This window comes from Peribacillus sp. Aquil_B1, assembly GCF_022603275.1.
Lineage (GTDB): Bacteria > Bacillota > Bacilli > Bacillales > DSM-1321 > Peribacillus.
This window is the reverse complement of sequence record NZ_JAKXEE010000001.1, coordinates 470,671-484,243: the sequence shown is the minus strand read 5'-3', so window position 1 is coordinate 484,243 and position 13,573 is coordinate 470,671. Positions and strand designations below refer to the sequence as shown.

Annotated in this window: 15 protein-coding genes and 2 riboswitches; of the genes, 7 read left to right on the top strand and 8 right to left on the bottom strand. The window is 40.0% G+C overall.

Annotated features, from left to right (window positions below; all coding sequences use genetic code 11):
• Positions 1–15: 15 nt before the first annotated feature.
• The 3 genes from MPH60_RS02415 to MPH60_RS02405 all read right to left on the bottom strand — a co-directional run bounded on the left by MPH60_RS02415 (position 16) and on the right by MPH60_RS02405 (position 3,436).
• Positions 16–1,044: an NADH:flavin oxidoreductase/NADH oxidase gene (locus tag MPH60_RS02415; protein ID WP_241589067.1), complete on the bottom strand. Its 1,029-nt coding sequence runs from the start codon at positions 1,042–1,044 to the stop codon at positions 16–18.
• 162 nt (positions 1,045–1,206) lie between these two features.
• Positions 1,207–2,049: an aldo/keto reductase gene (locus MPH60_RS02410; RefSeq protein ID WP_241589068.1), complete on the bottom strand. Its 843-nt coding sequence runs from the start codon at positions 2,047–2,049 to the stop codon at positions 1,207–1,209.
• 181 nt (positions 2,050–2,230) lie between these two features.
• Positions 2,231–3,436, bottom strand: a complete 1,206-nt coding sequence (locus tag MPH60_RS02405) for an MFS transporter (protein WP_241589069.1) — start codon at positions 3,434–3,436, stop codon at positions 2,231–2,233.
• 188 nt (positions 3,437–3,624) lie between these two features.
• On the opposite strand from MPH60_RS02405, the gene MPH60_RS02400 reads away from it, so the two are divergent.
• The 3 genes from MPH60_RS02400 to MPH60_RS02390 all read left to right on the top strand — a co-directional run bounded on the left by MPH60_RS02400 (position 3,625) and on the right by MPH60_RS02390 (position 5,713).
• On the top strand, positions 3,625–3,996 hold the full coding sequence (locus tag MPH60_RS02400; RefSeq protein ID WP_241589070.1) for a winged helix-turn-helix transcriptional regulator: 372 nt from the start codon (positions 3,625–3,627) through the stop codon (positions 3,994–3,996).
• 229 nt (positions 3,997–4,225) lie between these two features.
• Positions 4,226–4,531, top strand: a complete 306-nt coding sequence (locus tag MPH60_RS02395) for a hypothetical protein (RefSeq protein ID WP_241589071.1) — start codon at positions 4,226–4,228, stop codon at positions 4,529–4,531.
• A gap of 39 nt (positions 4,532–4,570) precedes the next feature.
• A complete protein-coding gene (locus tag MPH60_RS02390; RefSeq protein ID WP_241589072.1) occupies positions 4,571–5,713 on the top strand; it encodes a CAP domain-containing protein in 1,143 nt (380 codons plus the stop codon).
• Between the two features lie 90 nt (positions 5,714–5,803).
• Here the strand turns inward: MPH60_RS02390 and MPH60_RS02385 are convergent, their stop codons facing one another.
• Positions 5,804–6,997 carry a nucleoside transporter C-terminal domain-containing protein gene (locus MPH60_RS02385; protein WP_241589073.1) on the bottom strand — a complete coding sequence of 398 codons (1,194 nt, stop codon included), beginning with the start codon at positions 6,995–6,997 and terminating at the stop codon, positions 5,804–5,806.
• 166 nt (positions 6,998–7,163) lie between these two features.
• A riboswitch (purine riboswitch) is annotated at positions 7,164–7,264 on the bottom strand.
• Between the two features lie 245 nt (positions 7,265–7,509).
• Between MPH60_RS02385 and MPH60_RS02380 the strand changes: the two genes are divergently transcribed.
• Positions 7,510–8,214, top strand: a complete 705-nt coding sequence (locus MPH60_RS02380) for a DUF421 domain-containing protein (RefSeq protein ID WP_241589074.1) — start codon at positions 7,510–7,512, stop codon at positions 8,212–8,214.
• A 114-nt stretch (positions 8,215–8,328) separates the two neighbouring features.
• On the opposite strand, the gene MPH60_RS02375 is transcribed toward MPH60_RS02380, so the two are convergent.
• Entirely contained in the window at positions 8,329–9,075 is a 747-nt protein-coding gene (locus MPH60_RS02375; protein WP_241589075.1) for an alpha/beta hydrolase, read from the bottom strand.
• Between the two features lie 310 nt (positions 9,076–9,385).
• Here MPH60_RS02375 and MPH60_RS02370 point away from each other — a divergent pair, with 310 nt between their 5' ends.
• Positions 9,386–9,706 carry a PadR family transcriptional regulator gene (locus tag MPH60_RS02370; RefSeq protein WP_241589076.1) on the top strand — a complete coding sequence of 107 codons (321 nt, stop codon included), beginning with the start codon at positions 9,386–9,388 and terminating at the stop codon, positions 9,704–9,706.
• A gap of 688 nt (positions 9,707–10,394) precedes the next feature.
• On the opposite strand, the gene MPH60_RS02365 is transcribed toward MPH60_RS02370, so the two are convergent.
• Both MPH60_RS02365 and MPH60_RS02360 read right to left on the bottom strand, forming a co-directional pair.
• Positions 10,395–10,544: a hypothetical protein gene (locus MPH60_RS02365; RefSeq protein ID WP_241589077.1), complete on the bottom strand. Its 150-nt coding sequence runs from the start codon at positions 10,542–10,544 to the stop codon at positions 10,395–10,397.
• 21 nt (positions 10,545–10,565) lie between these two features.
• Entirely contained in the window at positions 10,566–11,108 is a 543-nt protein-coding gene (locus MPH60_RS02360; protein WP_214788352.1) for a VUT family protein, read from the bottom strand.
• Positions 11,109–11,158: 50 nt separating this feature from the next.
• Positions 11,159–11,201: riboswitch (PreQ1 riboswitch) on the bottom strand.
• Between the two features lie 261 nt (positions 11,202–11,462).
• Here MPH60_RS02360 and MPH60_RS02355 point away from each other — a divergent pair.
• Both MPH60_RS02355 and MPH60_RS02350 read left to right on the top strand, forming a co-directional pair.
• Complete coding sequence (locus MPH60_RS02355) at positions 11,463–11,948, top strand: SRPBCC family protein (protein ID WP_241589078.1); 486 nt, start codon at positions 11,463–11,465, stop codon at positions 11,946–11,948.
• Positions 11,949–11,973: 25 nt separating this feature from the next.
• Complete coding sequence (locus tag MPH60_RS02350; RefSeq protein ID WP_241589079.1) at positions 11,974–12,414, top strand: SRPBCC domain-containing protein; 441 nt, start codon at positions 11,974–11,976, stop codon at positions 12,412–12,414.
• Between the two features lie 151 nt (positions 12,415–12,565).
• On the opposite strand, the gene MPH60_RS02345 is transcribed toward MPH60_RS02350, so the two are convergent.
• Positions 12,566–13,552 carry an HD domain-containing protein gene (locus MPH60_RS02345; RefSeq protein ID WP_241589080.1) on the bottom strand — a complete coding sequence of 329 codons (987 nt, stop codon included), beginning with the start codon at positions 13,550–13,552 and terminating at the stop codon, positions 12,566–12,568.
• Between the last annotated feature and the right edge of the window lie 21 nt (positions 13,553–13,573).

The following is a 13,573-nucleotide window of genomic DNA, read 5'->3' as shown; positions in this document are numbered from 1 at the left end:
AAGCATAAATTTGAATTAATGCTTGAATCCCAGTTGATATTGTTCAGGGATCTCCGTTTTTTTATTCAAAGTCTTAGATGCTTCCAATGCCCAATAAGGGTTTCGCAGCATTCCTCTGCCGACTGCAACCAAATCGGCCTCTTCATTACCAATGATTGAATTTGCAAGAATCGGATCATCTAATCGACCTACAGCAATCACCGGAATATCCAAGGCTTTTTTGATTTCCCTGGCCAAAGGAGTTTGATAGCTAGCATGTGTACCCGGCCTTCCGTCTGCTCCAATCGGGCCTTCTCCTCCAGAGCTTACATGGAACATATCGACGCCTGCTTCTTTAAAGACTTGTGAAAAGGCAATGCTTTCTTCAATACCATATCCGCCTTCTACGTATTCTTTTGCAGAAATGCGCATGATTAAAGGCATGTCGGCAGGCATTTCGCTTTTCACTGCTTTAATGACCTCCACTCCGAATTTTGTCAGGTCTTTTCCATATTCGTCATCGCGTTTATTCGTAAGCGGTGATGTGAATTGGTGGATTAAATATCCGTGTGCACCATGTAATTCAATTACGTCAAATCCTGCTGTAACTGCCCTTCTGGCCGATGCCCGGAATTTATCGACCATTTCCTTCACTTCTTCCGTTTCTAAAGCTCTTGGTGTTTTGTATGTTTCGTCAAAGGCAATGGCTGATGGTGCCACCGGAGTTTCTGCATCCTCCGCTTTACGGCCTGCATGGGCAATTTGTATCCCGATTTTTGCACCGTATTGATGTACTTCCTTAACGATGTTGGAGAAAGCCCCAATTTGGTCTTCGGACCATAATCCAAGATCGCGATTCGAAATGCGCCCATCAGGATCCACATCGGTCATTTCCACTATAATTAACCCCGTGCCGCCAACTGCCCGGCTTACATAATGCTGCTGATGCCAGTTTGTTGGGATACCATCTTCCGCTTCGACGGAGTATTGGCACATCGGCGGCATGACGATTCTATTTTTAAGTTCAAGTTCTTTTATTCGATAAGGTGAAAATAAATCATTCATAATTTTTATCTCCTTTTTTATAAAATGCATGCACATGCATTTATATCATCTCAGTAATACCATGTCAACTAATCAGATTCGCGAAGCTGTCATTGTGAATGCCGATGCGGTAATCCAATAAAAAAGAAGGACGGGTATCCCGTCCCTCTCCTTCCTACGTGATTAAAAGTCGAAATTATCAGGATCTGGACCAACACGGTGATTCTGGTTCAATCCATCAATTTGGTTCATTTCTTCTTCCGTCAATTCGAAATCGAATACAGATGAGTTTTCTATAATACGATGTTCCTTAGTGGATTTAGGAATCGTTACAATCCCATTTTGTAAATCCCAGCGCAAAATGACTTGTGCAACTGATTTACCATGCTTGGTTGCAATAGCTTGTAAAACCTCATTATCCAGAAGTTCACCTTGCATCAAAGGAGACCATGCTTCAAGTTGTATTCCTTGTTCCTTACAGAAAGCCTGAACTTCTTTTTGAGTTAAACGCGGATGGCATTCCACTTGATTGACCATCGGCTTCACTTCTGCATCTGCCATTAAATCTTTAAGATGGTGAATCTGGAAATTGCTCACACCGATCGCTTTCACTTTTCCTTCTTTATAAAGAGTTTCCAACGCTCTCCAGGCTTCTTTATATTTTCCTTCCACTGGCCAATGGATAAGATATAAATCCAAGTACTCCAAGCCAAGTTTCTTTAAGCTTTTTTCGTAAGCCGCGATTGCCGATTCATATCCTAAATCGGCATTCCAGACTTTTGATGTTACGAATAAGTCTTCCCTTGAGATTCCAGCTTCCTTTAAGCCCTCACGGATTCCTTGGCCGACCCCTTCTTCATTTTCATAAATGGCAGCCGTATCGATGCTGCGATAACCATGTTTAATGGCCACTTTAACTGCATTTACCAGCTCCGGTCCTTCTTCCACCTTAAATACGCCCAATCCGAACCAAGGCATTTTGACGCCGTTATGCAATGTTGTTGTATCTTGTAAATTTTTCACCATTATACTCTACCTCCAAATTTTTTCTTCATTGTTTTTATAGATTGTAATGCGTCTAAGTATCAGTATCATTACATCCCTTCAAGGAACCTTCCATCATTCGCTGAAGGGATGCAATGATACTTATGTTATCGATACTCTATAACGCATAGCATGCTTTTTCTAACTTGCATCACTTTTAACCCTATGCTATTTTGTCCGTTCCCTTGGTACGGTCTTTACTTTCCAAGGCCCGGCTCCAGCCTGTTAAAATCACTGCTGCAAACACCATGACTCCACCTATCCACGCTGTATGAATCAGTCCGATCGAATCCGTAATCACCCCTCCTAAGTAGGCACCAATGGCGATTCCTGCATTGAAGGCGGCAATATTGATGGCTGACGCCACGTCCACTGCACTCGGCACGAAACGCTCCGCTAACATGACGACATACACTTGAAGCCCCGGCACATTCATGAATGCAAACAATCCCATTAAAATGATCGTAATTAAACCAGCTATCTTAAACGGTGCCGTGAAAGTCAGCACAACAAGTACAATGGCCTGAATAAGAAACATATAGAATAGGGCATTAATAGGATTGCGATTGGCGAATTTCCCGCCAAGGGTATTTCCTATTGCTATGGCTACTCCATATATTAGCAAAATCAAGGCCACAGTTCCTTCTTTATACCCTGTCACTTCCTGAAGTAATGGGGACAGGTACGTGAAGACAACGAATGTACCTCCATACCCTAACGCTGTAATGATGAATACTAGCAGCAATCGGCCATTCGTCACCAATTTGATTTGGTCACGGAACGTGGTCCGTGCAGCCTTTCTTAAATCGGATGGTACGAGGATGCCGTTTCCTATGAAAGCAAGCAAGCCGATTGCCACAATGATGATGAAAGCGTATCTCCAACCGAATTGCTGACCGATGAAGGTTCCAAAAGGAACTCCGGTCACCGTAGCAACCGTCAGACCTGTAAACATGATGGCGATGGCACTCGCCCTGCGGTTTTCAGGGACTAAATCAGCGGCAATCGTAGCGCCGATTGACATGAAGATACCATGTGCAAGCGCTGAAATGACACGTGCAATCAATAATACACTGACCGTGGTAGCAGAAGCCGCTAATGCATTTCCGGCAATGAACACGATCATTATCCAAAGCAATAAAGTCTTTCGCGACATATTCGATGTCAGTGATGTCAGGATAGGTGCCCCGAACATGACCCCCAAGGCATATAAGGATACCGTCAATCCCGCCGTCGTCACTGTAATGTGTAAATCTTTAGAAATGAGTGGTAATAATCCCACGCTGATGAACTCAGTTGTTCCAATCGCAAAGGCACTGATCGCTAAAGCCAGCAATGCCCATGTACTTCTATTTTTATTTGAAATCATATCCTCTTCTCCTTCTTGTCATTTTGTACTATCATTGAAATTGCCTTAGCAACTTTTTTTATAAATGGTACAGTGGAATTCGGTGTGCAAATGTTATTATGAGATATAATAGGAATAAAAAACAGTACGTACTTCAAAGTGATATAGGCACCTTTTAGTACCTATCAAATAAGGAGAGTATGCAAATCATGCAAAAAAGGAAATACAATATATCCGTTGAAGCAACACTTGAAGTAATGGGCGGAAAATGGAAATGCGTTATCCTCTGCCATCTGACCCACGGGAAAAAGCGGACTAGTGAATTAAAGCGCCTCATGCCGAACATCACCCAAAAAATGTTAACCCAACAATTGAGGGAGTTGGAAAAGGACGAAGTCATCAATCGGATCGTTTACAACCAAGTCCCCCCAAAAGTGGAATATGAATTAAGTGAATATGGGCAAAGTCTGGAAAGTATCCTATCCGCACTATGTACATGGGGGGAAAATCACATAACAAGAGTGTATGGAGATAAATTTTCCGTTCTAGAGGAAAGTGTATTGAATGATCCATTAAAATAATCCCAAACAAAAAGGATTAGCTCGAAGTGGCTAATCTTTTTTGTTTATAAAGAATTCTCCTGGTTTAACTAATAATGAAAGCTAGCCCTAATTTCCCATAAATTTACCCTTCGTAGGAGGCACCTGTTTTATTCCCCTCTCTCTTTTTGGTATAATATGTAATACTACATCACTTAAAGTTTTTATTTTTTAATCGAAGAAGTATAATGGTGAAACCAAGGAGTGACATATGAGGGTCTTATTAGAATTGATACGCATCATATTAATATTCGGGATAGCCGGAACAATCATTTCGGACATTGTAAACGGCATATATATAAACATAGGTGTGAATCAGTATGGCTGGCTAGGATCGATCGCGATACTGCTTTTATTATTCGTCTGGTATAGAAATAAACTTCAGTTCAGTGGCTGGTACTCGGGAAAAGGGAAGGAAAAGCTTCCAAAAACGGCCTCAAAAATCCTCATTCAGTGTTCACTATTTTTGTTATGTGCCCCACCTGTCTTAAGTCTGGTGCCGATGATCTTTCATTAAACGGGATTTAATATCCTGGATAGAGCAGGAGTGAACGATTTGCGGAAATTGTTTAATATAGTAGTCCTCATACTCCTACTCTCTGGATTATGGTATGGATATGGTAAGGATATTCAGGAGTCTGGATTCAAAGCTGGGGTTAGTGCCTTTGCATCAGATGTTCGTTCCTTTATAAACGGGCCCGAGGTTTCAACCGCGTTGGAAAAACTGAGTACCGGAGTCAGCAGCCTGATTGGCTCACTTTCGGAAACATTGGATACCGCTTCTGAAAAAGAATCGCAAGAAACGGAAAAAGTGAAAAAACCAGCACTGGAAGCACCTGCTGATGCATCCTTCTCAGTCCGTAATATCGAAATTGGCGACACGAAGAATGATGTAGAAAAATTGGCTGGTAAAGCTAAACGGAATACACGAAATGAATATGGCGTAGACTGGTTTGCCTATCACGAAAATTATCAAAACTTCTTCATGGCTGCCTATGATAGCAACAATAAAGTTGTTGGATTATATACGAACCAAGATTTGATTTCCTCAAAGGAAGGCATTAAACGCGGCACTCCCAAAGAAACCGTGACCGGGAAAATGGGGGAACCTGTAACAAAACTGCTTAAAGGAAACGTCTATTACCAGATTCGAAGTGACAGCGGCGAATACGATATGTTTGAAATGGATAATAGCTATGTGACCATTTTTTATGACAAACATGAGAAAAATACAGTCACGGCAATCCAAATCATCGACGCAAAACTCGAAAAGCAAAAGAGCGGCTATTTTGCAGAAGCCGGTCCCGGATTAAAGAAGGGCTTTGAATATCAATTATTCGATTTGACCAATGCCTCACGAGTCAATCATGATCTCTCAGTGCTTTCCTGGGATAAACAAGTGAAGGTCACTGCACAGGATCATAGTTCAGATATGGCCGTGAATCAATACTTCAACCATACAAATCTTGAAGGAGAATCCCCTTTTGACCGGATGGAAGATGACAAAATCAATTTTCGAATGGCTGGGGAAAACCTTGCTGCCGGTCAGAATAGCAGTATCTTTGCCCATGAAGGCCTGATGAATTCCATTGGACACAGGGAAAACAAATTACAGAAGGATTTTGAATCGCTCGGTGTCGGAGTTGCCTTCGATGAGGAAGATAAACCATATTATACGGAGAACTATTTGACGAAATAAACGAAAAAGCTGTGCATGGGAAAATCCTGCACAGCTTTTTTCATATAAAAGAGGGCATCCATTTATAAAAATGGATGCCCATGTTTTAAATCACCAAACGAATAATCCAACAACCATGGCACTTAGCAAGGAAACAGCCATCCCGCTAACCAACAGCTTCCAAACATTCCTTCCGATAATGTTCGATTTCTCATCATTGAGAATGGAATTGAATGTTCCATAAATCATGCCCACTGTACTGAAGTTGGCAAATGACGTCAGATAAGTGACAGCCACAGCGACTGTATGCGGAGGCAGTGTACTGACTTTATCTTTTAAATCGAGCAAGGCTACGAACTCATTTGTGGCAAGCTTGATTCCCATCAATTGAGCGACATACATGGCATCATGTCCTGATAATCCAAGCAGGAATGCAAATGGACTAAAAATGACAGAGAATATCTTTTGAATGGTCAATCCATCCACGAAGAAACCGAAAATGCCGTTTACGCTGGCCGTTAACGCCACATAGCCGATAACCATTGCCATGATGACGAAGACCATTTTGGCCCCAACCAGCATACTGTTGGAAATGGTGGAAAAGAAATCTTTACGTTCCTCTTTGGAAGGTACATAAACGACATCTTCTTCTTTACTGACATCGACAGGATTCAGCATGTTAGCTATCAGCAAGGCATTTAAGCAGTTCAAAGGTATCGCTACAAAAACATAGGTTGCCGGTACCATGGACAGGTAGGCTCCAATGATCGAACCACTGATGCTGCTCATACTCATGATTCCAAATGTCAAAAGACGCTGATCCTTAATCGCACTGAGCTGCATGCGGAGAACGGCAAGTGCCTCGGTATTTCCTAAAAACATCATCTGAATTGAAAAGAAACTCTCAAGTTTTGGCAAGCCGGATACTTTTGAGATGAGCCATCCCACTTTATCAATGATCCAGGTAAGTATACCGAAATACGATAAAACATCAAAAAACGTGATAATGAAGATAATTGGCATCAATGCACTGAAAAAGAAATCCACTTGTTCATTGGCCATAAGTGAAGGAAAGACAAAAGAAATCCCCTCATTCGCACATTCAATCAACCAGGTGAAGAATGAAGCGATCAGATTGATGACCCACGCCCCTATTTTTGTCGATAACATGAACCATGTGATAAGCAATTCAAGAACCAGTAAGGTAAGAATGGCTTTCCACTTAACATTCCTTTTATTAGGTGAACAAAGGTAAACGATGCCCATTACAACTAAAACACCTAATATATTCAATAAGAAATACATGCTTTCATCCCCTTTGGCTATATCATTTCCCATTCGTTTTTTTTATATAAAAAGCCCTCACCTTTTTACACCTTCAGCCGCAGGAAGAAAGTGTGAAAAAGTAAGAGCCTTCATTCAAACATGTTATATGGATCACAAGCGAACCAACATAAACCTGTCCATCTCTTCTATTTTCATACTTCCTTGTAGTCCGGCATTACGGCTGCCAGGTAGAAACTATCAGACCATCGTCACTGATATTATACAAGGATATTTTTTAAATAAATTTCTTAGGAAAGATATCATTTTAAATCAGTTTATTTTTAATTACAATACGTTTTAAAGTTGTTATATTAATATAAATTTTTTGAAAACAGTCAAGAAAGTCTTAGAAGGACCGATGTTGGGTAATACTTAAGAAGGAGCTGTCTTAAATAATAAACGGCCCATCTAAAGCGGTCTTTAAATAAGTTTCCCAGTCATCCTACTGACCATTACATTTCCTTTGCAGGAAATAAGGACGTGAATTTTTTGTGGACTTTTTTAATAGCCAGGAAACTCTTACTGCGATCCAGTGGACTTTAAGAGCCATTATATCCTTCTTCTTCTTACTTTTTTCAGTTAAATTGATGGGGCAACGGTCCATTTCCCAGTTAAGATTACTTGATTTCATAATGGCATTAATTATTGGAAACATTCTTGCCCACCCTTTATCAGATGAACAGTTAGGTTTAAAGGGTTCAATGATTACGACCTTTGTTTTAGTGATTTTATATATAATTAGTGTGTTTACGGGTCTTAAATGGGGCAAAATCCGAAGGTTTTTTGACTCTGCCCCCTTTCCACTTATCGAAAATGGGCAAATCATTTACAAAAGCTTAGCAAGGGCCCGAATCTCCATCGATTTTTTATTATCGGAATTAAGAAAAGAAAAAGTCGAAGATATTCAAAAAGTATCTCTCGCACTATGGGAACCGAGTGGTACCATTTCATTGTTCTTATATCCTCAATATGAAGCTGTCACCCCAGCAGATATGCACCTAGCAACAAATGCCTTCGCTTTTCCTAAAACGATTATTAAAGAAGGGAAGATCGATTCTAAAGAATTAAATCGGGGCGGCAAAGACGAAGCATGGCTTAAAAACAGAATCAAAATAACATATAATGCCGATGTGAACGATATTTTATTGGCTACTCTTGATAATAACGATAACTTAAAGGTCTTTTTCTACAAATAGATGCAAAAACACTTTTCAGCCAAAAATAAAATCCCCTCAAGCATTATGTAAAGCCTACATATGAATGCAGGCATTTTACACGTTTAACTTAAAGGGGATTTACAAACTCGCTTATTATTCCGACCAGTTCAGTGTATTTAAGAACTTATACACATCTTCATACACCTGCTCACGTTCCTTACCCAATGTGATAATATGGCCTGAATTTTCATACCATATCAAGTGTTTATGCTGCGTATCGACTTCATTGAAAATCGCTGTCGCACTCTCCGTATAATCGGGATCATCCAAGCGCCCTTGTAAAACAAGAGTTGGTGATGTGATTAAATCTAAATTTTCACCTGTCTCATTTATAATATTCAGCACATCTTTTAGTTGAGGCATAGGCTCTTCTTCCAGCAGCTTCACTTCAGCAGCAATTTGGTCTGCGTCTTTGCCCTCAAACTTCTTATAAGCCTGTGCATAATTGAGCAAGCGGTTCTTTTGTCGTTCGATACTTTTCCCTTGCGTCGGAGCGCACATAGAAACTACCCCTTTTACAGGCAATTCAATTCCCACTTTTAATGAGAAAACTCCTCCTAAAGAAATTCCTACAACTGCAATTTCCTCATAGCCTTCTTCTTTAAGGAATTTATAGCCATTAACTACATCTTCCCACCATTCCTTTGGACCAGTCTGAACTAATTCCTCACCAGACACTCCATGCCCTCTATAAAGAGGTCCGTGGCAAGTATAGTCAAGATCATTCAAGTATTTCCCTAATTTCTTCATATCTCCTGTACTTCCGGTAAACCCGTGAAGTAAAAGAACAGCTCTCTTTCCACCAATATATGTGAATGGCTCAGGTGCTTTCACTTTCATCTATCTAGGACCTTCTTTCTTTGCTCTTGTTGATAAATAGAATCTAAATGATTTTCAAAAAAAAATCAATTAATACCCCTTGAGTAGGGAATCTTCTATCCTATTCCGTATTTTCATTAAAACAATTAAATCATGTATATAATATCCTTACCACACTCTTCACAACTCATCCGTTCCGAAGCACATTTTACTATGATTAAATTTATTTAGCAATCGTCATTTAACCATTTTTTTTAAGAAAAGTAAAATGCACCTTGTGATACGATGTACAACGTATTACACTTTAAAAATGAAAAGGAGGAGAATTTATTTGGATAAAGAATTAATGAAGGGAAGCATTGACCTCCTTTTGCTTTCACTTCTTTCACAAAAAAAGCTATACGGCTATGAAATCACGAAGATCTTGAAGGAAATGAGCATGGGCAAATATCAAATTAGTGAGGGCACCCTCTACCCCGCCCTTAAACGGTTAGAAAAAAAAGAATTCATAAAAGGCCATTGGAAAGAGTCCGAGTCAGGCCGCAGGAAATATTATCATGTCACCGAAAATGGACAAACCGAACTAGAGCGGAAACGAGAATGCTTTTTCACCCTCGAAAAATTAGTTCGAAAAAGCACAGAGCTATTCTAAACAAAATACAAAGCTTCCTAGCCCCAATAGAACGGTGCAGGAAGCTTTTTTTATGTTTTACTCGTGAGTTTGGGCGGCACTCTTAATTTAGTACTGTTTAATCGTGAAATTCGGGCTGCTCTCTTGATTTCGCACTAGTTTACTCGTAAGTTTTGCACTTTTACTCGTGAATTCATGCTGAACTCTTGATTTTGCACCGTTTACTCGTGAATTTCGTACTTTTACTCGTGAATTTCGTACTTTTACTCGTGAATTTCGTACTTTTACTCGTGAATTTTGCTGTTTTACTCGTGAGTTTTGCTGTTTTACTCGTGAGTTTGGGCTGTTTACTCGTGAATTCATCCTGAACTCTTGATTTGGCACCGTTTACTCGTTAATTTCGCACTTTTACTCGTGAATTCATGCTGAACTCTTGATTTAGCACCGTTTACTCGTGAGTTTGGGCTGTTTACTCGTGAATTCATGCTGAACTCATGATTTCGCACCGTTTACTCGTGAATTTCGTACTTTTACTCGTGAGTTTTGCACTTTTACTCGTGAGTTTAGGCTATTTACTCGTGAATTTTGCTGTTTTACTCGTGAATTCGGGCTGCTCTCTTGATTTCGCACCGTTTACTCGTGAATGTGCACTGCACCCATGATTTTGCTCGTTTTCTGGTGAGTTACTCTGTTCACGCAAAAAAAGGACCTAATTTGGTCCTTTTTTGTCTATTCCTTTATGCTTACGATAATTGGCGCAGGAGAGCTTCATACATTCTCCTTGAACATGCGGGCCGTATTTTTCACGAAACGCCTCGAGACAATAGCATTTATCTTTTTCTTTTTTTGTTCCATCCATGTAGTGCATCCCTCCTGGCATTTAACTGGAGACTACACGTTTCTCCAGTTCTACGTTGATTCGTCCCAAAAGTACGGCACCTATTGACTGAATGATGGTTTTCACGATGATTTGGCCGATGACCGCAGCGGGTACTGCTTCCCATGGTAATATATTGGCACCCAATGGACTTAGACCAATCACGACAAATATTACCGAATCGAAAAACCCTCCAACGATCCCGCTGTAAAACACCCTCCAACTCATCGGGAGCTTTAATCGGGTATAGATTTCCGTGTCCGCTGTTTCTGCGACCACGAACGATAATGCGGAAGCAAATACAATCAATAACGTATCTCCTAATAAAAATGATACACACGCAGATAGAATAAGTGCAGTGACGATACATATATAGGTCTTTGTGCGGCCGAATTTATTCTGAACCAGATCTCGAAAGATGAAGGTTCCCCCAATTAGCAATGTACCCATCGGAATGATGAACATGCCAAAATGTAATGGCGCAAAAGCTGCTGTAACCACATTCGCCGTGATGATGGATACCAAATACAATAAAATTCTTAACATTTCTTACTTCTCCTTATACAGAAAAAACAGCACCCTAAGAAAGAGCACTGTTCTCCTTAGTTTTTTTGAGAGGGTAGCTAGAACCTCTTCCGCCCGAGCGGATTATCATTTTCCTTATTTATCGTAGCTTGAAAACGATTGGAAATCAAGAAGTTTCCATATGGTCAATTTTAGTATGTATTTGCGTATATCGTTTGGTATTAGCCATGCACTTCAAATCTACTTCAATGCAATGACTTTGCCGATTTCTGTCGTAGAAAACCGCTTGACCGGTGGTATATGAAAAGCGGACAATCATTGGTAGAGAGATGCTGCGAACTTGATATGAGGTATAAAACGCAAGGAGGAAATAGAATGATGGAAAAAACTACGTTTGTTTATCCTATTTATATCGCAACCACACCAGAGAAGCTTTGGGAAGCCCTGACGAGTGGTGAAGTCACGAAGGAATACCACTTCGGATTGCAAGTACAGTCTGACTGGCAAGAAGGATCAAGCGTTAAATATTTACTCGAAGATGGGCGGATTACTGATCATGGGAATGTACTTAAGTGTGAGCCGCTAAACCTGCTCTCGTTTACATGGAACATGGCAGGAGACGAAACACCTCGCGAGCAGCCTACCCAGGTCACTTTTGAATTACAGAAAATGGATGATTCGACTGTAAAGTTAACCGTTAGGCATGAGGAGCTTTTGGAGACAGATTTCGTATATGATGACAATACCTTTGAAGGCTTGAATAATGGATGGCCAGCTATACTGAGTAACCTGAAGAGCTTGCTTGAAACTGGACAGACTCTGCCGCCAATATCAGTAGATTGGGAAAATGGAAAACAATAAAAACAAATCGAAAGAGAGTGGAAGTATGGATACCCAAATAATTACGAAATTTAAGATAATCAAGCCAGCTAATGAAGTATTTGAAGCCATAGTGAACCCTGAAAAAATCGGGAATTTCTGGTTCTCATCCAGTTCAGAAAGATGGGAACAAGGCAGGACACTTACATTGAGATACAACGAATACGATGCTGAGGTGGTTATTAATGTAGTGGAAGTCGAGGAAAACAGGAAAATCGTGTTTGCGTGGGGCGGAAATAATCAAGAAACGATTGTTACCATTACACTAAAAGCGTTGGATAATACGAGTACAATTATTGAAGTAAACGAATCAGGATTGAGTGAAGACGACCCTGAAATAATAAACAAAATGATCGGACAAAAGGAAGGTTGGGTTTATACATTGACCTGTTTAAAGGGTTATTTGGAAAATGGCGTTACTACTTTGAGAGCCTCATTAGTTTTTTAATTATTAAAGGGTACTGGTTCAGATGTATAAGGTATCCGTTATTCTAGCTCCTTTCTAGATGTCGATTGTCTAAATCAACTCATTTTTATTCGGGAGGATACTTAGATGTTTCCGAGAAAAAACTCAAGGATGACACCCTTGAGTTTTTTTACTATCCGTATGGTTTGAAATCGGAAATCACTTTTAGATACATGCCCTTTGAAGCTTTTTTATAGGCTTCAATTCCCATCTTCTTTACTTTTTCTGATAAACTGGATGCTCTTACTAATTGGGTTCCTTGAATTACAGAAGGATCTATCATACGCATTTTATTTTTCAGATGTAAATCGTATTCCACTTGATCTTCTTTCACCTTTACGTTACCATGGATTCGTTTTAACAAGCGTTGAACTTCATGGTCTTCAGTGAAGCTTAACAAGGACATAACTTCTTCATCTGTACCGAGTAAGTCATCAAGGCTGATCAGTTTTTTAGCTAAAGCCACTTTCAGGGTCTTTGCCAAGATATCATAGCCATATATATTAAGTGGGTTCATGAAAAAATCAATAACTTCGCTGTAATACGTTTTCACAAACCATTCCGCCGATTCAATATTATCCAGATACATCCTTCCATTTATTATGATTACATGTTGTAGAAATTCTTTAATGGCTTCGATTGTGATATGTCCATATTGATACATATCCCTGAGAGTATAATCTACGCGATCGGCACATAACTCAGGTGCTGGCTGTTCAAGCAATTCCCATTTTGATTGAAAAATGACTTTACAATCATATCCATATTCCTTCAGCATAAATGGGATTTCGGATTCCATTATGACTTGATCATATATCTTTTCATGATAATCTTCATCCTTACAATCCAGAACAAAGTCAATGACATGTGAAAATGCAGTGTGGGATACGTCATGCAGCAAGCCCGCAATTTGTTCCTCTAATGAACCTCCAAGCGTTTTTATTAAAAGCATCACACCAATTGAATGGTCAAATCGTGTGACATTCCACTTCTCATTAACTAAATAACTTGCGCCGCCTTGATGTATCCCCTTCAATCTTTGGATCGGTTTGCTTACTATCAGCTCTTCCAGAACTCCCTCTACAATGTGTTCCCCATAGATACTATCCAAAACTATCAATAACTGCCGCCTCCCCCATTC